This is a genomic window from Alicycliphilus sp. T452 (assembly GCF_054512775.1).
This window is the reverse complement of sequence record NZ_JBTNEH010000023.1, coordinates 1-18,279: the sequence shown is the minus strand read 5'-3', so window position 1 is coordinate 18,279 and position 18,279 is coordinate 1. Positions and strand designations below refer to the sequence as shown.

The following is an 18,279-nucleotide window of genomic DNA, read 5'->3' as shown; positions in this document are numbered from 1 at the left end:
ACTAAAGGATTTTTACAATGATTCGCATCGGCGTTGACATAGGCGGCACCTTCACAGACTTCTGTGGGTGGCGAGAAGGCAGTGGCACTGAAGTCATCAGCTTGAAGGTTCCCTCTACGCCTCCGGCTTTCGAGGAGGGCTTTCGCCAGGGCTTCGAGTTGTTGCTGGAGCGATTGGGACCTCAGGACGGCGAGCCAGCGGTCGTCATGCACGGCACGACCGTGAGCACGAATGCCGTGATCGAGCGCAAGGGGCCGAAAGTCGCTTTCTTCGTGACCAACGGCTACCGCGACCTGCTGGAGCTCCAGCGAATGGGGGTTCGCAATCCCCTGAACATCTTTGAGACGCGGACCAAGCCACTGGTGGAACGCGCGATGGTCTTTGAGGTAAACGAGCGGCTTTTGCACGGGGGGACGGTTCGAACCCCAATTCGTCAAGAGGCGATTCAGGAACTGGTCAAGCAGGCCAAGGATGCAGGCGCGAACGGTTACGCGGTTGCACTGCTTCACAGCTACGCCAATCCAGCGCACGAACGGGCTGTCGAAGAAGCCATTCGCACCGTGGTGGGTGCCGATGCGGAAGTCAGTCTTTCCAGCGAAATCTGGCCGCGTGTCGGTGAGTATGAGCGGGCGATCGTGAGCGTGCTCAACGCGTTTGTGCGAAAGCGCATGAACGAATACATCGGCGCCGTTGAGCGGTATGTTAAGAGCCGGCTGCCGGGTTCACAGTTGTTTGTCACGCGCTCCAACGGCGGCGCCATGGCGGCCGCTGAAGCGCGGCGCTTCCCGGTGCACACGCTGCTTTCCGGTCCGGCCTCTGGCGTCACCGCCGTCCAATATCTAGCTCGAGCGGCTGGTGAGCGCAACATCCTCACGATGGACATGGGCGGTACGAGTACCGATATCTCGCTGCTGCGAGATGGCCAGGCCATGACATCGAATGCCGCCGAGGTCGGCGACTTCCCTGTCGTGATGCCGGTCACAGGCATCGAGGCCATCGGTGCGGGCGGAGGATCCATCGCCATGATCGATGATGGTGTGCTGCGGATTGGGCCGCAAAGCGCGGGTTCGTATCCGGGGCCAGCCTGCTTTTCTCGCGGCGGAACGGCTCCCACGCTGACCGACGCCTACCTGCTGGCCGGATATCTTCCTGAAGCTCTCCTGGGCGGGAAGATGAAGCTTGATCGAACTGCCTCTGAGCGTGCGATGGCTCCCATCGCCAGCGGGCTGAAGTCTGATGTATTCGGCGCGGCCGATATGTGCGTGGCGGTAGCGAGTTCAAACATGGTGGCTGGCGTGCTTCCCTACCTGGCGCGCCAGGGGGTCGACCCCGAAGACCTGACACTGCTCGTGTACGGTGGTGGTGGCGGCATTCACGGCCCCCTCCTTGCCGCTGAACTTGGCATCAATCGCGTGCTTGTGCCCACAAGCCCTTCAACATTCTGTGCATTCGGCGGGCTTGTCTCTGAACTCAGTCACGACGTGATGGAAACGGTGCATGGGCAACGTGTGGATGGGACCGCACTCGCCGAAAAGTACAAAGCACTTCGCCAGGAGGCAGGTGAATGGCTGTCCCGGCAGGCACCGTCTGAGCGCTTGGTATCGACCGGCTTCGAGTGCTGGGCCGAGATGCGCTACACCGGCCAGTCCTTCCAGGTCGATGTGCGCTTGCCGGATTCTGCGGTCGAGTCTGCAGACCTCAGCGCAATGCATGCGATCTTCCATAAGGAGCACGAGCGCATTTACAACCACTGCGATCCCGAAGCGCCAGTTGAATTTGTCGACCTGCGCGTCCGGATCCGGGGTGCCATGTCGATACCAGAGCCCGCTGCACCATCTTCATCGACGGTCGGGGACGCATTCAAGGGCTCGCGGTCGATGCGTTTCCAGGGAGAGATTTTTCCTGAGGCGCGTGTCTTTGAGAGATCTCGCCTCACCCATTCCGACGAAGTGCCCGGTCCCGCCGTGATCGAGCAATCTGACGCCACCCTCGTAGTGCCACCCGGCTTTGTGGCCCGCGTGGGCGCCTACGGCACCATTCTCATGACCCGGAGTTGACCCATGGACGCAGTTCGTACCGCCATTATGAGCAATCGCTTCAACGCGATTGTTGAAGAAGCGTCTGCAGCGGTGTACCGCACCGCTCATACAACGTTCGTCAAGCTTGTCCAGGACTACCAGTGCGCAGTCGCGACAGTCGATGGCGACATGTTTGCCTATCCCATGCTCTCGGGCGTGAATGTCTTTGTCGGCTCACCTCTGAAGCCGACCCTTGACGCCATTGGGCGAGAAAACCTGAAGCCGGGTGACATCGTGATCACCAATGACCCGTTCACGACGGACGGCCTGGTTACGCACCTCATGGACATCACGCTGCTTTATCCGATCTTTCGGGATGATCGGTTGATTGCCATTGGCTGGGCCTTCGTGCACGCGTCGGATATCGGTGGAGCCGTACCGGGCAGCATTTCTCCCGCCTTCACTGAAGTATTCCAGGAGGGGCTCAGACTCAGGCCCGTCAAGCTCTATGAGGGCGGCGTGCTCAACACCACGGTCAAGGCGATTCTTGCCGACAACAGTCGCATCCCCGGCGAAGTGTGGGGAGACATCCAGGCCATGATCTCCGGCCTCAAGAGCATTGACCGTCGAGTCAATGAGTTGTGTGGCCGATATGGCGGTCAAGCCGTTGAGCAGGCGATGCAGGATGTCATTACCTACGCGGAATCCAAGGCTCGCACCGCCATTGCATCCATCCCGGACGGCGTCTACGACTTCTCCGACTACCTGGAGGGAATCAATGACCGCCAGATTGCTTTCTTCTCGGCGCGGATGACCGTAAGCAAGGGAGAGATCCACCTCGATTTCTCCGGGACGGACCCGCAACTTCCGGCTGCGTACAACCTGGTGAGCGGCGCATCAACGCACCCCTATGTTGTTCAATGCCTCTACGCGTTCATCCTGACGATGGATCCGTTAACGCCACGCAACGCCGGAATCCTGCGTGCCATCCATTCGTACACGCCGCGCGGTACAGTGTTGAATGCCGTATTCCCTGCATCCGGCGGATCCCGCGCGGCATCTGCAACGCGTGCCTACGACGTTCTCCTGGGTTGCATCAACCAGGCTCTGCCGGAGGGACTCGCTGCCGCCGACTCGGGCAATGCGGGCGTGATTGTCGTCGCAGCCCCAGATCCGCGCACCGGCCGTGATCGCGTGAACGTCATCAACACGATTCATGGCGGTGGCGGAGCGCGTCGCAGTCGCGACGGCGTCGATGGAACGGCAGTTCGGTACTCGCAGCGCAGCGTTCCTGTGGAAATCATTGAGGTTGAGACCGCGATGATCATGCGGGCCATTCGGATCGTTCCCGACAGTCGGCGTGCGGGTCGCTATGTCAGCGGCGCCGCCCTCCAGATGGAGATTGAAAATACCGCCCACCGCGCAGTCATGACTGTGCGCAACATGAATCGCTTTGTCTTTTCGGCCTGGGGCTTCAGGGGCGGAGAACACGGCGTCAAAGGCACTGCGGTCCTGAACCCAGGCCGTCCTGATGAACGTTCCATCGGCAAGATCTCCGTGCTCGAACTCAATCGAGGTGATGTGATCCAGATCACAAGCCCGACGGGCGGTGGATTCGGTGACCCGATGGAACGAGACCTTGCTGCGATTGCCAGCGAAATCCGCAACGGGATGCTGTCAACCGAACGGGCCAGTCAGGTCTACGCGGTTGTTTTTGATGAGCATGGCCAGATCGACGAGGTGGCGACTGCCGCCAGGCGACGGGAGAGAACCAGTGCGGACACTCCGGAATTCACTTTCTGCGTTGAGCGCTTGCGGCAAGACCAGGTCTGGCCCCAAGACATGAGGCGTCAACTTGCGGCCATGGCCCTGACCTACGATCAGCGTATCCGCAGCCAGCTGGTAGGAACAGTCCACCATCGCATGATGAACGATGGGCATCAGGTCGATACAAAGATCATCCAGCAGATGGTTGACGACGAGGCGGCGAACATGACAGGTGTTCGGCTCTAGTCCGTGTAGATCCGACGGGATCGGTCGGTTGCAGTCCGCCGCCGTGCCGACCTCAACGGAGTCTCTCTGTAGCGTTGCAGTCATCCGTACGGCACCGGCTGCTCTTGCTCGTTGACCGCTTTTGGTCGAGCAGTCGACGTCAGGCCAAATCGGTCAAACGACTACTGTCCCCGTTGGTAAACCGACGCTACCCGCCCCATCAAAATACTGTCGATGGCGAAAGCCGTCGGATTGGGCTAGACAGCAGCCTAACCCTTGATCTTCAGCGACTCCGCGCGGGCCTTCACGGCATCGGCGAACGAGTCGATGCCGCTGAAATCCCGCGTCAGGAGGTCCAGCGAAATGTGGCCCCTAGTGGGCGAGTTGGTCCAGTAGTAGCCCTCCAGCCGTGTGTCGCTCGACGTGAGCCGGAGGTCCCCATAGCCGACGGTGATCTTGTCTTCGGCATCCTGCAGGCGCCGCATTTCGAATACGTACTGCAGCTGCCCCACCGAGTTCCGCGGTTGAACCACCATCCTCTCCATCGTGGACTCGGCTGGCACGCTGGGCGTGTACGACTGGATCGTCAGGAAAAAGTAGCTCTGCTTGATCACGAACGCGATAGGGATGGGCGGCAGCGGATCAGCGTTCTCCGACGCCTTGAACTCGGACTTCAGCTCACCCCACCACAGCCCATGGACCATGCGCTTGCCCATGAGCTTGGCGATGCGAGGGTGCTTCCACTCCACCTTTGACAGTGCCCAGAGCAGCAACGGCGGCACGGTCAGAGCGGTGGAAGCACTCTGCCAGATGACTTTCAACGGGTGCGCGTGCAGTTCTGGCAGGCGGAACAAGAGGATGGCGCCGCACACCAGCAGCACGACGCCGCCGCAGTACTTGAGCAGCCGCAGGAGGTCGTCATAGATCAGGCTCAAGGGCAGCATCAGAAGGTCTCGCTCAAGGTCAGCCGGCCGGCCTCATAGATGGAAGCCGCGCGTTCGTGGGTCAGCAGCCCGATGGCAACGACGCCGGCCACCTTCGAGGCCAGCAGTGCCGTCATGTGCCGGGCACCACCGGCTCGCGGCGCGGCATCGGCCGCTCCAGGCAGCGGCGGCGCGATGAACTGGCACAGGTGGGTCAGCGCCCCGGAGCCCGCATGCACGAAATGGAAGCCGTCATGCCACGGCGATGACCGTCGCGACGTCCGGGCGAGCACCTCGCCGATGGCCTCGATCCCCACAACCGGCAGGTCAAAACGCTCGTCGCCGACGACATTGAGCTGCAGGTGCGGCAGCGCCGCCAGCGAGTCGTAGAAAACCACACCCAGCCCGGCGAAATCGCCGGCCAGCTTGGGGGCCGCGTGCCGCACCAGTTGCTCTGCGCTGAAGGCTTGAGGGGAAGTCAACGGCAAGGTCTCCATGGTGCTCAACCAACTGTCTACCGATCATAGGTGTGGGCTATATTAGCCTGGGAGCGGGTCAGTCTCTGGGTACTCGTCGCACCCTGTAGGCACAAACCCTATATCGACGTGCGCGACTATTGAAGATCCTGACGTCATCCGTATGTATGTGGCGTCGACATCCTTAGCACGCTTTGGAGCAGTAGCCGGCTTGCCGGTTGAAGGGTGGAACGGGTAGCTCGACGCCTGCAAGCGACGCGACTGGACGCGCGTTGCGCCGTCCACCTCACGCCCGACCATCCATGCTGAACCTGAGCGCCCTTTTTTACACAGAAGTCGAACTTGAACCCTGCCTCTTCGGCAACCTGAACCTGCGCGACGACGACCGCCAGGACATCGCCGCGGCCAAGAACGAGGTCCGGATCGTGCTGCGCGACGGAATCCCCCGCGTCTACGCGGCGGAAGGCCACCCTGGCAAGGTTCCGCAGCCGCGCTTTTTCACCCAGGGCTCCTGGGCCTACAAGACGCTGAACGCGCCGGCGCAGGAGCCCCAGCAAGCGGACGTCGATGATGGCTGTTACCTGCCGCTTGGCTTCCTGACCCTGACCGACAGCCCCAGCGTGGCAGCGAACGTCTTCTTCGGCGTAGCGGAGAAGGCCCTGGCCGACCTCGTGAAGAAAAAAGGCTGGAAGCTCTCCGGCAAGCCCACCTGCATCCGCGTGGAGATCAGCGACCTTGCGCACATCGACATCCCCCTGTACGCGATCCCGGACAAGGAGTTCGAGACCCTAGTCAAGGCCGAGACCATCCGGCGCGCTGCGATGGATGGCATCCACGTCTTATCCGAGGCCGCGATCGAGAGCTGGGACGAGCTGCCTTCCACCAAGGTGCTGCTGGCCCACCGCGTGGAAGGCTGGATGCACTCTGACCCCCGCCCGGTGAAGGAATGGTTCGTCGACCAGGTCGAGACCCGGGGCGAGCAGCTGCGCCGCGTCGTGCGCTACCTCAAGGCGTACCGCGACTGGACCTGGAAGTCCGGCGGCCCCAGCTCAATCCTGCTGATGGCCGCGGCGGCGCCGCTGTTCGTGAAGCAGGACCGTCGCGACGACCAGGCGCTGCTTGACGTCGTCAAGCAGCTGCCTGCGGCCCTGCGCAGGGGTGTCAGCAACCCGATCAACCTGCAAGAGTCGCTGACCGACCGCCTGCGCGCCTCCGACGATGAGGTGGACATGGTTGAGGAGGCGGCCCTGCAGTTTGAGGATCTGGGTCGCCGGCTGCAGGCGGCGCTGGACGCCGGCAGCGCCGCGCAGGCCTGCACCTGGATGCAAGGGCTGTTCGGCCCGCGTTTCCCGGACCGCCCTGACCGCGTCAAGGTGGGCGCCGCAGCTTCGGCCGTGGCGGCCGCCATCGCCGCCTCTCCGGCGATCGCCGGTCCGAACGAATTGGTCGGGCGGACGCGCGCTGGATGAAATTTCAGAAGGTCGCGATCCCGGACCTGACCGCCGCGCTGCAAAAACGCGGCTTCTCGTACTTGAGGCGCGACGGGGGCGGCTGGCTGAGGTACGCCGGCGAGCTGCGGCTGAAGGCGAAGAACTACCCCTGCGAGCTGGCGATCCCGCCCGCGCTCGATGACTTCCCCCGCATCTGGCTGAGGCCGGTCCCGCCGGGGCGCCCTGAGCTGCAACCCCACCTCAGCGCGGGCGGGTACCTGTGCTACCTCGCGGTGGGCTCGGTCATCTTCGACTCCTTCAACCCGATCCAGCAGACGATGGCCTGCCTCGACCGTGCCGAGCAGGTGCTGGAAGACATCCTGGCCGGCAAGATGGTCGAAGACCTGGCGGAGGAGTTCCACATCACCTGGGGCCACCGCTGGTGCATGCTGGACGTCGACGAACGCCGACCCGGCGGGCTTGATGCCTACACCTACGGCGGGAAGATCAGCGTCGCAACGGACGACAAGCAGCGCACCCACGCCAAACTGGAGGCCATCGGGCTGGGGCTGCCCAAGACCGAGTTGAAGGCGTTCCGCGTGCACACCAAGGCACGGCCAATGCCGCTGCAGGAAAGCTGGCCTCCCAAGACGGTTCAGGAGTTCCTGAAGTGGCAGAACACGCTGGACCCGAAGTGCAGCAAGAAGATCGAGCAGCGCCTCCTGGAACTGTTCCGGGCGAAGGCAACGAGCGCAATGGTCCTGATCGACTCGCCCCAGGTCAAGTACGGCGTCGAGGTGGACCTGCAGCGCGATCCCGCCGGCATCGGCAACAAGCCGTCGCTGCGCGAAACCCTCTACCGGCTGCCGATCCACCCGATTTCCGCGTACCGCATCGACGACCCCTACCTCGCCGAGCGCAACCTGCCGGGCTCGAAGACCCTGGCTGGGCTCAAGATCGGGCTGGTCGGCTGCGGGACCATTGGGGGCTACCTCGCCGAGATGCTGGCCAAGGCCGGCGCGGGCACGGTGGGCGGGAAGCTGACACTGGTCGACCTGGGGGCGATGGAGCCCGGAAACCTCGGCCGCCATCGGCTCGGTTTCAACGCCCTGATCAAGAAGAAGGCCGAGGCGATGTGCGAGGAGCTCCGGCGCGTCGCGCCCGGCATCGACGCGGCGGCTGTGGTGGGGAACGTCAAGGATGCGAACCTGGGGCCCCTGGACCTGCTGATCGATGCCACCGGCGAACAGGGCCTGACCGACTGGCTCACCTGGCAGTACGCCGACAAGGTGCCGTTCCTGGCAGCCTGGGTCGAGGGAGCCGGCGCAGCCGTCCGCGCCCTGCTGAAGGCAAAGCCCGAACACGCCTGCGCGCGATGCGTCTCGCAGCCGCCGCTGAAGGACCAGTACCGCGTGTTCGACGTGCCGCCGGAGGTCATCATGAAGGGGAACGGCTGCGAAGGCCTGTACGTCCCCTTCCCTGCCACCGCATCCGTCCAGGCGGCCGCCCTGGCCATGGAGATGGTGCAGGCCTGGCTGGACGGCGCCGAGTCGCCCAGCTTCAGGACGCGGGTGCTCGATCTGAAACGCGAGGTCCATTTCAAGGACTGCTCACCCCAACGGTACAAAGGATGCCCCGCATGCGCCACGTGAGTGACTGGACGCTGGATGACGGCAGCCTGCTGCTGAACTTCTCCGACGAGGTCCGTGGCGTGTTCGAGAGGCACGTCCAGGTCGGTGACCTGCCGGAGAGCGGCGGCGTGCTGCTGGGCACCGTTCATGAGAATGGGCTGCTGGTCACCCTGGCCACCACACCGTCGCGCCTGGACCGTCAGCTCCGTTCCCTATTCGAACGGTTGCCGTTCGGTCACCGCGCGGTGGCCAAGCGCCTCTGGCGTTCCACCGGTGGCACCACCCGCTACATCGGCGAGTGGCACACCCACCCACAGGACATCCCCGTCCCTTCAGACATCGATCTGAACGAGTGGAAGAAGCTGGCCAAGAAGCGGGCCGACAAGCGGCCCCTGCTGGCGGTCATCGTAGGCCGGCATGGCCTGCACGTGGAAATGACCCACGGCGATGGCAAACGACAGCTGCTCAGGCCCCATGTCGGATGAGTACATAAGCTCAATGACGCACGTGATCTAGTCCTCGTGGCCCCAGTTCAGCCACCGTGTGCGCGCGATGCGAATCAGCGCCGGCGCCTCATGCTCAGTCGCCTGTACGAAGGCTGTAGCGCCATGTGAACGTGGTGAACGTCGCGGATGGTGACAGGCACCCGGCGCACGGCGCAGACCTGACCGTTGACGCGGATGATGCAGTCCATGTGATGAGTGCCTTGGTAGCGCGTGCGCTCTTCGGCCTACAGCAGACCCATCCCGATCTTGCGATGCCCGAGGTCGCTGATAGCTTCGGCCTCTAGCCCCTTGTTGCGCACCGTCCATTCGATGGTGGCGAAGGGCGGGAGGATGTGAGGGTTGGCGATCGAGAACACCAACGTACAGCCTTTGGCGACCCCGGCCACCTGGTTGCGGTGATTGGCCACGAAGCGGCGCTTATCTCCACTCCCCGTGTAGACCGCAATGTCGATGTCGGGCAGCTGCATGAGTGCACGCGACGTCTGCTCGTCCACCAGGTCGACCTCGTCCACCTCCGGCAGCGGCATCAGGAACGAAAACGCCTCGGTCCAGATCAGGGCCGCCGCTGGTTCTCCCTCGGCCTCGTCAGCGCGCTGGGCGATGTCCAGCAGCGCATCGAGCCGTGGCAGGAGGGCCGCCCAGGCCTCTACACTCATCCTATTCAAGTCCTCGTCGGCATTGGTGGCCGGGTTCTGGACGCGGCGATCCTTGTGCAGCCGGTCATGGATCGTCTTAATGATGCAGATCAGGGCGTCGTCATCATCGACGCCGAAGAGGAGGGCGAGACCGATGTCGCCGTACGCCTCGGTGGCCAGTACTGTGAGCAGTATCGAGGTCGGGCGCGAATCCGGGATGTCATCGAACGACAACGCAGCCCAGGCCTTCAAGTAGCGGATCAAGCGCCGCAGCTGGTCCCGTTGACCGCCGGTTCGCGCATCCCGGAACCACTTATAGAAAGCTTTGGGGTCGCTGTCCTCCCACCCCTTGGTCAGACACGCCAGGCGCCGCTCGTCGGTGTCGGTGTTGAGGTGGTAAACAGGGGTGTCAATGTGGAACTGAAGCTCGTACGACGCCCGCGAGCACCGCTCTTTGGGCGGCTCCCCCACCGACCGCATGGTCGGGCAATTGGGCTGGTAGTCGACAAGTACCTGCTGGACCCAGCGACGCAGCTGGTCGGCCGTTGGCTCGATCTCGACCCTCTTGCCCCACTCGAAGTAGACACCCAGGTCGACGTCGTACTCCTCATCCGGGTGGACGGGCTTGATCAGCGTACCGTACTTGTAGGAGCCCTGCAGCCACGTGGAGATCGGATGGCCGTGCTTGGCCTTGAGCGGCACCTTCAGGTGCTCGGCCAGCTCGTTCCATCTGGTCTGCAGGAACTCGCGCTGCTGGTTCGTGGGGCTGACGCGGCTGATCAGGGTCTGTTCGCCGGCGCCATTGAACAGCGAGCTGGCGCGGCCCATCTCAGCCGCCCCGCACCAGAGTCATCTGGGGTTCGTGCGCTAGGAACGGCGCCAGATTCGTGTTGAGGATGTCGCTTGCGGCCTTCTTGCCCAGGGCCATCAGCGTGCGCCGTGCGGCTTCGGTGGCGACGTCTAGGCCAAGATCCTTGGCCTGCTCATTCGACGGGAGCGCGTCCAGGCGGAAATAACGATCCTTTAGTTTGTGCTGCATCAGCTGATCCACAAGCTGCTGCTGCGACGAGATCGTGACGGAGAACAGACGGTTATCGTCCATCCAGCCCTGTATGCCCAATTCCCGGCCGGTCTCGAAGGACAGCGAATACATGTTGGTCGTCGTGCCGATGCTGAGGATGCGGACGGCGGTGCTAGGCACGTCAAAGAAGTGCTCAGCCTCGTGAAGGGCCAGAAGATCCGGCGCATTGGCGTACAGGCCGCCGTCGGCGTAGAGCTGGCCATCGACTTCCGCCAGTTCGAAGAACGTCGGCGCGGCCGATGTGGCCAGGGCCACGTCCACCACCTTGTATTTCCAGTCGCGCGTCCATACCGATTTGTGCCGGGTCTTGAAGACCTGTGGTTTGCCGCTGGTGACATTGACCGCGGGAATGCCGACGGCGTGTATGGCGTCGTTGAGCGTGGCGTCCTCAGGAATGAGACTCGTGATCACCTCGCGCAGCGCCTGTGACTTGTATCGTGGCCGATCCCAGTGCTGATAGATGTCTAGAGCCTTGGCGACTTTGCCCTTAGGTTTCTCGCGCGAAGGAAAGATCTTCTCCCCCGACTGTTCGAAGGCCTGTACGACCTTTAGCATGGGGACTTCGAACGCCACGGCCAGCGCGATGATGCCCCCGATCGAGGTGCCGTACGAGAGGTCAAACCGACGGCCGATGGGTTCGCCGATGTGATCTTCCATCTCCTGCAGTGCCCGCGCCGTGAAAAGGCCTCTGTAGCCTCCTCCGGTCAGTGCCAACGCCTGAAAAGGCCGCTCTTCGGTCCACGCCATACGCCCCCTCAACTAGATTTTGAGGGGAGAGGATACCAATCAACGGGTGTGTGCACGATCACTTCACGCATCTTCCGTCGCAATCGCCTCGATTTCTGTCGCTGCTGACTGAGCGACGGGTCTGGGCGGCACTTCGGTCGCAAATGCCGCGCGCCATCGAATGTCCGGTTGCGGCGGTAGTGGTCAGTAGGACCGCCGCCAGCGAATGACTCGGATCAGCCTCTTGCGGTCATGGGAGCGTTTAGGGGCTGCTAGACCGCAAGAACTTCTAGAAAAACCAAAGAAAAAGAGCGCTCAAACTGAGCGCTCTTTTTTATATAGCAACAAGCCCAAACAGGGCTGCGGTTTGCTTCGTATTTCTAGGTCGTCTTTACCCGTCAAGTTCGAGTTTACGACTTTGCCGTTACAAATGACCACCCCGCAAACCCGCATGAATGCATGAGGCTTGTTTACGACTTTATTTGCGTGTTTACGACTTTAATTACCCAGAATAGCGCCCCCAGGAGTGCAACGGTTATTCGACTGTCACACTCTTGGCGAGGTTTCTGGGCTTGTCCACGTCGGTGCCGCGCGCGCAGGCCGTGTGGTAGGCCAGCAGTTGCAGGGGCACGACGTGCAGCATCGGCGACAGCGGGCCGTAGTGCTCGGGCATGCGGATCACGTGCACGCCTTCGCTGCTCTCGATGTTGGTGCGCGCGTCGGCCAGCACGTACAGCACGCCGCCGCGCGCGCGCACTTCCTGCATGTTGCTCTTGAGCTTTTCCAGCAGTTCGTCGTTGGGCGCCACGGTGACCACGGGCATGCTGCTGGTGACGAGCGCCAGCGGGCCGTGCTTGAGCTCGCCCGCGGGGTAGGCCTCGGCATGGATGTAGCTGATTTCCTTGAGCTTGAGCGCGCCTTCGAGCGCGATCGGGTAGTGGATGCCGCGGCCCAGGAACAGCGCGTTCTCCATCCTCGCGAAGTCCTCGGCCCAGCTGATGACCTGCGGCTCCAGCGCCAGCACGGCCTGCAGGGCCGCCGGCAGGTGGCGCATGGCCTTGAGGTATTGCTCCTCGCTTTCCTCGGAGAGGCGGCCCTTGGCCTGCGCCAGCGCCAGGGTCAGCAGGAACAGGCCCGCGAGCTGCGTGGTGAAGGCCTTGGTGGAGGCCACGCCGATCTCGACGCCCGCACGCGTGACGTAGGCCAGCTGGCACTCGCGCACCATGGCGCTGGTGGCCACGTTGCAGACGGTGAGCGTGTGCCGCATGCCCAGGCCCTGCGCGTGGCGCAGCGCGGCCAGCGTGTCGGCCGTCTCGCCCGACTGGCTGATGGTCACCACCAGCGTACGCGGGTTGGGCACGCTGGTGCGGTAGCGGTATTCGCTGGCCACCTCCACCTGCGTGGGGATGGCGGCGATGGATTCGAGCCAGTACTTGGCCGCGCAGCCGCTGTAGTAGCTGGTGCCGCAGGCGAGGATGAGCACGGAGTCGATCTCCTTGAACACGCGCCAGGCCGCCGCGCCGGGCTGGCCGTGCCGGGTCGCGCCGTCGAACAGCTCGGGGGCGATGCCCTGCAGCCCCTCCAGGGTGTCGGCGATGGCGCGCGGCTGCTCGAAGATCTCCTTTTGCATGTAGTGGCGGTAGGGCCCGAGCTCGGCCGCGCCGCTGTGCGCATGCACGGTGCGCACGGGGCGGCTGTCCGCGGGCAACGGCTGGCCGTCGGGCCCGGTGATCCAGTAGCGGCCCAGCTGCAGGTCCACCAGGTCGCCCTCCTCCAGGTACACGATCTGGTCGGTGACGCCGGCCAGCGCCATGGCGTCGCTGGCCAGGAAGTTCTCGCCGTCGCCCACGCCCAGCACCAGCGGCGAGCCCGCGCGCGCGCCCACCACGCGGTGCGGCTCGTCCTTGTGGATCACGGCGATGGCGAATGCGCCGCGCAGCTTCCCGGCGGCGCTGCGCACGGCCTGGAACAGGTCGCCGTCGTACAGGCTGTCCACCAGGTGGGCGATGACCTCGGTGTCGGTCTGGCTGGAGAACACATAGCCGCGCGCCTGCAGCTGCGCGCGCAGCTCCTCGTGGTTCTCGATGATGCCGTTGTGCACCAGGGCCACGCGGCCGGCGCGCGCGGCATCGGCCGGCGCCTCGCCGGTGCCGTGGCTGAAATGGGGGTGGGCGTTGTGCACGGCCGGCGCGCCGTGCGTGGCCCAGCGCGTGTGGGCGATGCCGGTGGCGCCCTGCAGGCCGTCGTGGGCCACCTGCTCCAGCAGCTCGGCCACGCGCGCCGTGCTGCGGGCGCGCCGCAGGCCGCCCGTGGGCTGCCCGCCCAGGCTGGCTTCGTGCACGGCCACGCCGCAGGAGTCGTAGCCGCGGTATTCGAGCCGCTGCAGGCCCTGCACCAGGATGGGAACGATGTTGCGCGTGGATACCGCGCCGACGATGCCGCACATGAAAAGACTCCTGCCGATGAATGGGCGTGATGCTAGGGAACGTCGAAAGAAATTTTCTATCTAATTTCCATGAATTTTGTAGAAAGCTTTCATAAAAGATAATGAATGCAATATTCATTCGAATAAAGTATTCAAATGGAATACGATTTCACACCGGATACCATCGATCTGCAATTGCTGGACCTGCTGCAAAGCGATGCATCGCTGAGCAACCAGGCCCTGGCCGAGCGCGTACACGTCTCGCCCCCCACCTGCCTGCGTCGCGTGCGCAGGCTGCAGGCATCGGGCCTGATCGAGCGCCAGGTGGCCTTGCTGCAGCCCGACAGGCTGGCCGCGCTGCAGGGCCACGGGCTCACGGCCATCGTCGAGGTCTCGCTGGACCGCCAGGGCGCCGAGCACCTGGCCGCGTTCGAGGCCCGCGCCGTGGCCGACCCAGCGGTGCAGCAATGCTGGCGCGTATCGCCGGGGCCGGACTTCGTGCTCGTCGTCCATGCGCGCGACATGCCCGGCTACCTGGCGCTGTCGCAGCGCCTGTTCACCCAGGATGCGAACGTGCGCAACGTCAAGGCCTTCTTCGCCACGCACCGTGCAAAATTCGAGACAAAACTGCCTGTGGCGCTTTCCTGACAAGCGCCTGCAGCTACGAAAATAAAAGCACCGCATCGTGCGGTACTTGACCTTGCGCTCCATCGCCCCCACTCTCGCACGGTGATGCCAAGCATGGAGGACGCATGGAGTTCAAGGACTACTACAAAATCCTCGGCGTGGAGCGCGACGCCAGCGCGGCCGACATCAAGAAGGCCTACCGCAAGCTGGCGCGCAAGTACCACCCGGACGTGAGCAAGGAGGCCGACGCCGCCGCGCGCATGGCCGAGGTGAACGAGGCCAACACCGTGCTGTCGGACCCCGAAAAGCGCGCGGCCTACGACTCCCTGGGCCGCGAGGCGCCGCACCGCCCCGGCCAGGACTTCCGCCCGCCGCCCAACTGGGACGCCGGCTTCGAGTTCACCGGCGCCCCCGGCGCCGATGGCATGGACAGCGCCGAATTCAGCGACTTCTTCGAGCAGCTCTTCGGCCACGCGGCCCGGGCCCAGCGTTCCCAGCGCGGAGGCGGCGCCCAGGCCCGCGGCGCGGAACAGCCCCGCCAGCGCGGACGCGACCACCACGCCAGCATCGAGCTGGACCTGCACGACGCCTACCACGGCGCCCAGCGCACGCTGACGCTGCACGGCGCACGGCTGGACGAAGGCGGCCACCTCGTCAACGAAGAGCGCCAGCTGCAGGTGACCATCCCCAAGGGCGTGCGCGAGGGCCAGTTGATCCGCCTGACCGGCCAGGGCGGCCCGGGCCTGGGCGGCGCGCCTGCGGGCGACCTGTTCCTGGAAGTGCGCTTCAAGCCCGATGCGCGCTGGCGCGCCGAAGACCGCGACGTGTACCAGTCCGTTTCCGTGGCCCCGTGGGAGGCGGAGCTGGGCGGCGCCATCGAGGTGCAGACGCCCGGCGGCACCACTGTGGAAGTGACCGTGCCCCCGCGCTGGAAAAGCGGCCGCAAGCTGCGCCTGAAAGGGCGCGGCATACCCGCCGCCACCCCCGGCGACCTGTACCTGGAACTGCACGTGGCCCTGCCCGCCGCCGCCACGCCAGCGCAGCAGCAGGCCTACCGCGCATTTGCCCAGGCCTTCCCGCAATTCCAGCCCCGCAGCACATCCGGCACGCAAGGAGCTTGAACATGGCCACGCCCAACTTCCTCGACAACGCCCTGGCCGAACTGCTCGACGAACAGGCCCGCCTCACGCTGGACGACCTGGCGCGCTCGTGCTGCATGGCGCCCGGCTGGGTGATCGAACGGCTGGAGGCCGGCCTGCTGCACGGCGAACAGGCGGGCGGCCACTGGCAATTCACCAGCGCCACCGTGGTACGCGCGCGCCGCCTGGCGCGGCTGGAATCGACCTTCGACGCCGACCCCGAGCTGGCCGCGCTCACGGCCGACCTGATCGAAGAGGTGACGGCGCTGCGCCAGCGGCTGCGGCAGTTGGAGGGGCAGCTATAGCCCCTTCAAACAGCACCGGGGGCATTCATGCTCCGGTGCAACGAAAAAGCCACCGCCACTTTATCGCCTGCAAGCGTTTGAAAGAATGGCCAGGCGAATCGAAACCGAAGACAGTCGGCGAAGATTTCTTGTACCTGCCGCATAGGCGGCCATCCGACCTGCTTTTTATATTAATTGCAATATGGCCTGGACCTTCTTATCGATCAGGCCTATGGCTCACCGAAACCAGCGAAGTATGGTTTCAAGCTGATATTTCTCCAGTTGATTTGCCAAGAAATCGTTCAAACGTTGAGGGTCCGGGTCTTGGCGAACTGGCTCCACCATTTCCTCCCACCCTGCAAAATCATCCGGCTGGTTGAAAATTATGACACCGACCCCGTGCTTCTTGCCTTCTGAATACACCTCGGTCAATGTATCCTTCAACTGATCCGCCTGTGCATCCGGGACATGGAGGAGGACATAGGATTTCGTCGCGGCCCTGCGATGCGCCAAAGCCTCGTAAACAGCCGTGACGTCAATGGAATCCGATGGTTTGACCTCGAATGTAACGACATCGAAATGTCGCCCTGGAACATAAGGGTATGTGGATTGCGTGACCAGCACCAGATCAGGCCGCGACCACCGCCCGCCGGTATCGCGCCGCCCTTGGTTCGCTGTCGTGTGCACGATCTGATGATCCAACCGTTTTTCACGTGCCCATTCTTGACTGAGGACGGTGGCGATGGGCGGATAAAGATCTTGCTCTCGTATTTGTGGAGGAACTTCCGCGCACTGGTCGATCACTTCAGCGTCAGCCGGTTCAGTCTGAATGACCCGGAAAATCAAGCCTCCACGGCCACGCCCCACCGATAGCACGCCTTGATCTATCAGTGCATTGCGGACACTCCAGTATTTGTCTCTCTCCCAGCCCAACTGACGCTGCAACTCAGGGTTCGTGATAGTGCTCCCATCTTGTGGGACGCGCTCAAAAAACGAGCTCTCTTCTTCTGTCATGGATATTTTATCAGTTGATAGTCAAGCGCCTCGAAAACGCCGCAAAGCCGACGCCACAATTGGAATCCGACCCCAGTTATACAAACAATAGAAAGGGGGGGATGTCTCCCCCTTCTCTATTTACGCCGTGCAGAAATTAGGTGCGACATTCAGCCGGTACATACTTATCATTGATTGTGCCCTTTACTACAGCGGCGTTAGCAGCAGTGCTATTTTTAGAAGCGCAAACCCAAGTAATGGAACCTGCCGTAGGAATGGTCGAGCCAGTTGCAGTGCCAGCCAGCGCCGTACCAGCTGCTCGGCTACCATCCAGGGGAGTCAGCACCAGAGTTTTGCCACCGTCAATCGCGTTATCGTACGTAATGGTAATTGCACCCGTTGCTGTTGCAATCTCAACCTTTGCAACATTCTTTGTGGCGGCCGGCGCAATCCACCCAGATGCAAATGGCGCGCCATTAGCAGCATTTTCCGAGACTGCGGCCTTGGCACTTCCAGCCAAAGACAAGCCTTCAGTCACTTTGGCTCGCACTGTGTAATCTTGGTAAGCCGGCAGCGCCACAGCCGCCAAAATACCAATGATCGCCACAACGATCATCAGTTCGATCAAGGTAAAACCGGCCTGGGCGCGGCGCATGGCAGTGGATTTCATGAAATTCCTCCAGTTGGGTAATGGGCCGGCAATTACCGGTCGCATTACACTTAGCAACAGTCATGCCAACTGGTTTCTATTGGTTTCCACGTGTTTCAGGCCGGTTTGATACCCGAACCATCATCCCAATGGTTTTTGACACGGCTTTTGCCGTGTCATGGCATGCCGCCACGCATGCCAAATCAGGTTTGCCGGCGCGAAATAGAATGACCGGCCATAGGAGAGAAAAAACATGGACACCATCAGCCTGGATGCATCGGTCGCGATTACCGGCATCAGCCGCAGCACGCTATGGCGCCGCGTGACGGACGGCACGATCGGCCGGGGCGGCAAGGACGGGCGCAGCCGCGCCATGCTGGCGCTGGGCGACGTGCTGGGCCTGGTGAGCGTGCCCCTGGATGCCGATGACATTGCCGTGCTGCTGCGCGCCGATGCGGGCGATGCCGATGCCCAAGCCGACATGGGCGCGCTGTTCTATGTGGCGGGCGCACACAAGGCGGCGCTGTATTGGCTGAACGAGGCCGCCGCGCAGGGCAATGCCGAGGCCATGCAGTGGCTGGGGACCGCCTACGCTTCGGGGGGGGGGGGGGGGGGGGGGCAAAAAAAAAAAAAAAAAAAAAAAACAAAAAAAAAAAAAAAAAAAAAAAAAAAAAAAAAAAAAAAAAAAAAAAAAAAAAAAAAAAAAAAAAAAAAAAAAAAAAAAAAAAAAAAAAAAAAAAAAAA

General features: G+C 62.8%; 14 protein-coding genes and 2 pseudogenes. 9 read left to right on the top strand and 7 right to left on the bottom strand.

The window, feature by feature from the left end:
• Window positions 1–17 precede the first annotated feature (17 nt).
• Both ACX12L_RS18045 and ACX12L_RS18040 read left to right on the top strand, forming a co-directional pair.
• A complete protein-coding gene (locus ACX12L_RS18045) occupies window positions 18–2,057 on the top strand; it encodes a hydantoinase/oxoprolinase family protein (protein WP_459263833.1) in 2,040 nt (679 codons plus the stop codon).
• Window positions 2,058–2,060: 3 nt separating this feature from the next.
• Window positions 2,061–4,031 carry a hydantoinase B/oxoprolinase family protein gene (locus ACX12L_RS18040; protein WP_226463382.1) on the top strand — a complete coding sequence of 657 codons (1,971 nt, stop codon included), beginning with the start codon at window positions 2,061–2,063 and terminating at the stop codon, window positions 4,029–4,031.
• A gap of 248 nt (window positions 4,032–4,279) precedes the next feature.
• Here the strand turns inward: ACX12L_RS18040 and ACX12L_RS18035 are convergent, their stop codons facing one another.
• Window positions 4,280–4,954, bottom strand: a complete 675-nt coding sequence (locus tag ACX12L_RS18035; RefSeq protein WP_459263832.1) for a hypothetical protein — start codon at window positions 4,952–4,954, stop codon at window positions 4,280–4,282.
• Window positions 4,954–5,430 (bottom strand): hypothetical protein, encoded by a 477-nt coding sequence (locus ACX12L_RS18030; RefSeq protein WP_459263831.1) that lies wholly within the window; start codon window positions 5,428–5,430, stop codon window positions 4,954–4,956. The genes ACX12L_RS18035 and ACX12L_RS18030 overlap by 1 nt, the downstream gene beginning before the upstream one ends.
• 281 nt (window positions 5,431–5,711) lie before the next feature.
• Between ACX12L_RS18030 and ACX12L_RS18025 the strand changes: the two genes are divergently transcribed.
• Genes ACX12L_RS18025 through ACX12L_RS18015 form a run of 3 tightly spaced genes read left to right on the top strand, consistent with a single transcriptional unit; the run spans window position 5,712 to window position 8,955 of the window.
• Entirely contained in the window at window positions 5,712–6,878 is a 1,167-nt protein-coding gene (locus ACX12L_RS18025; RefSeq protein WP_459263830.1) for a CBASS cGAMP synthase, read from the top strand.
• Complete coding sequence (locus tag ACX12L_RS18020; RefSeq protein ID WP_459263829.1) at window positions 6,875–8,491, top strand: ThiF family adenylyltransferase; 1,617 nt, start codon at window positions 6,875–6,877, stop codon at window positions 8,489–8,491. The genes ACX12L_RS18025 and ACX12L_RS18020 overlap by 4 nt, the downstream gene beginning before the upstream one ends.
• Window positions 8,479–8,955 (top strand): Mov34/MPN/PAD-1 family protein, encoded by a 477-nt coding sequence (locus ACX12L_RS18015; protein WP_459263828.1) that lies wholly within the window; start codon window positions 8,479–8,481, stop codon window positions 8,953–8,955. The genes ACX12L_RS18020 and ACX12L_RS18015 overlap by 13 nt, the downstream gene beginning before the upstream one ends.
• 74 nt (window positions 8,956–9,029) lie before the next feature.
• On the opposite strand, the pseudogene ACX12L_RS18010 reads toward ACX12L_RS18015, so the two are convergent.
• From ACX12L_RS18010 to glmS, 3 genes and pseudogenes are all read right to left on the bottom strand, one after another.
• Window positions 9,030–10,439, bottom strand: a pseudogene (locus tag ACX12L_RS18010) (cyclic GMP-AMP synthase DncV-like nucleotidyltransferase).
• A 1-nt stretch (window position 10,440) separates the two neighbouring features.
• Complete coding sequence (locus ACX12L_RS18005; RefSeq protein WP_459263827.1) at window positions 10,441–11,439, bottom strand: CBASS cGAMP-activated phospholipase; 999 nt, start codon at window positions 11,437–11,439, stop codon at window positions 10,441–10,443.
• A gap of 514 nt (window positions 11,440–11,953) precedes the next feature.
• Window positions 11,954–13,864 (bottom strand): glutamine--fructose-6-phosphate transaminase (isomerizing), encoded by a 1,911-nt coding sequence (gene glmS / locus ACX12L_RS18000; RefSeq protein ID WP_459263826.1) that lies wholly within the window; start codon window positions 13,862–13,864, stop codon window positions 11,954–11,956.
• Window positions 13,865–13,999: 135 nt separating this feature from the next.
• On the opposite strand from glmS, the gene ACX12L_RS17995 reads away from it, so the two are divergent.
• The 3 genes from ACX12L_RS17995 to ACX12L_RS17985 all read left to right on the top strand — a co-directional run bounded on the left by ACX12L_RS17995 (window position 14,000) and on the right by ACX12L_RS17985 (window position 15,914).
• Entirely contained in the window at window positions 14,000–14,491 is a 492-nt protein-coding gene (locus ACX12L_RS17995; protein WP_459263825.1) for an Lrp/AsnC family transcriptional regulator, read from the top strand.
• A gap of 104 nt (window positions 14,492–14,595) precedes the next feature.
• On the top strand, window positions 14,596–15,591 hold the full coding sequence (locus tag ACX12L_RS17990) for a DnaJ C-terminal domain-containing protein (RefSeq protein WP_459263824.1): 996 nt from the start codon (window positions 14,596–14,598) through the stop codon (window positions 15,589–15,591).
• A gap of 2 nt (window positions 15,592–15,593) precedes the next feature.
• The gene (locus tag ACX12L_RS17985) at window positions 15,594–15,914 is read left to right on the top strand and encodes a chaperone modulator CbpM (protein WP_459263823.1); all 321 of its coding nucleotides are present in this window, start codon (window positions 15,594–15,596) and stop codon (window positions 15,912–15,914) included.
• A 216-nt stretch (window positions 15,915–16,130) separates the two neighbouring features.
• On the opposite strand, the gene ACX12L_RS17980 is transcribed toward ACX12L_RS17985, so the two are convergent.
• On the bottom strand, window positions 16,131–16,907 hold the full coding sequence (locus ACX12L_RS17980; RefSeq protein ID WP_459263822.1) for a hypothetical protein: 777 nt from the start codon (window positions 16,905–16,907) through the stop codon (window positions 16,131–16,133).
• A 136-nt stretch (window positions 16,908–17,043) separates the two neighbouring features.
• Window positions 17,044–17,556 (bottom strand): pilin, encoded by a 513-nt coding sequence (locus tag ACX12L_RS17975; protein WP_459263821.1) that lies wholly within the window; start codon window positions 17,554–17,556, stop codon window positions 17,044–17,046.
• A 232-nt stretch (window positions 17,557–17,788) separates the two neighbouring features.
• Between ACX12L_RS17975 and ACX12L_RS17970 the strand changes: the two are divergent.
• Window positions 17,789–18,279 (top strand): annotated as a pseudogene (locus tag ACX12L_RS17970) (hypothetical protein); the annotation flags it as partial.

Excerpts from the sequence above, each read along its gene's own strand:
- ACX12L_RS18045 (WP_459263833.1), top strand. The coding sequence starts at position 18 with ATGATTCGCATCGGCGTTGACATAGGCGGCACCTTCACAGACTTCTGT.
- ACX12L_RS18040 (WP_226463382.1), top strand. The coding sequence starts at position 2,061 with ATGGACGCAGTTCGTACCGCCATTATGAGCAATCGCTTCAACGCGATT.
- ACX12L_RS18035 (WP_459263832.1), bottom strand. The coding sequence starts at position 4,954 with ATGCTGCCCTTGAGCCTGATCTATGACGACCTCCTGCGGCTGCTCAAG.
- ACX12L_RS18030 (WP_459263831.1), bottom strand. The coding sequence starts at position 5,430 with ATGGAGACCTTGCCGTTGACTTCCCCTCAAGCCTTCAGCGCAGAGCAA.
- ACX12L_RS18025 (WP_459263830.1), top strand. The coding sequence starts at position 5,712 with ATGCTGAACCTGAGCGCCCTTTTTTACACAGAAGTCGAACTTGAACCC.
- ACX12L_RS18020 (WP_459263829.1), top strand. The coding sequence starts at position 6,875 with ATGAAATTTCAGAAGGTCGCGATCCCGGACCTGACCGCCGCGCTGCAA.
- ACX12L_RS18015 (WP_459263828.1), top strand. The coding sequence starts at position 8,479 with ATGCGCCACGTGAGTGACTGGACGCTGGATGACGGCAGCCTGCTGCTG.
- ACX12L_RS18005 (WP_459263827.1), bottom strand. The coding sequence starts at position 11,439 with ATGGCGTGGACCGAAGAGCGGCCTTTTCAGGCGTTGGCACTGACCGGA.
- glmS (WP_459263826.1), bottom strand. The coding sequence starts at position 13,864 with ATGTGCGGCATCGTCGGCGCGGTATCCACGCGCAACATCGTTCCCATC.
- ACX12L_RS17995 (WP_459263825.1), top strand. The coding sequence starts at position 14,000 with ATGGAATACGATTTCACACCGGATACCATCGATCTGCAATTGCTGGAC.
- ACX12L_RS17990 (WP_459263824.1), top strand. The coding sequence starts at position 14,596 with ATGGAGTTCAAGGACTACTACAAAATCCTCGGCGTGGAGCGCGACGCC.
- ACX12L_RS17985 (WP_459263823.1), top strand. The coding sequence starts at position 15,594 with ATGGCCACGCCCAACTTCCTCGACAACGCCCTGGCCGAACTGCTCGAC.
- ACX12L_RS17980 (WP_459263822.1), bottom strand. The coding sequence starts at position 16,907 with ATGACAGAAGAAGAGAGCTCGTTTTTTGAGCGCGTCCCACAAGATGGG.
- ACX12L_RS17975 (WP_459263821.1), bottom strand. The coding sequence starts at position 17,556 with ATGAAATCCACTGCCATGCGCCGCGCCCAGGCCGGTTTTACCTTGATC.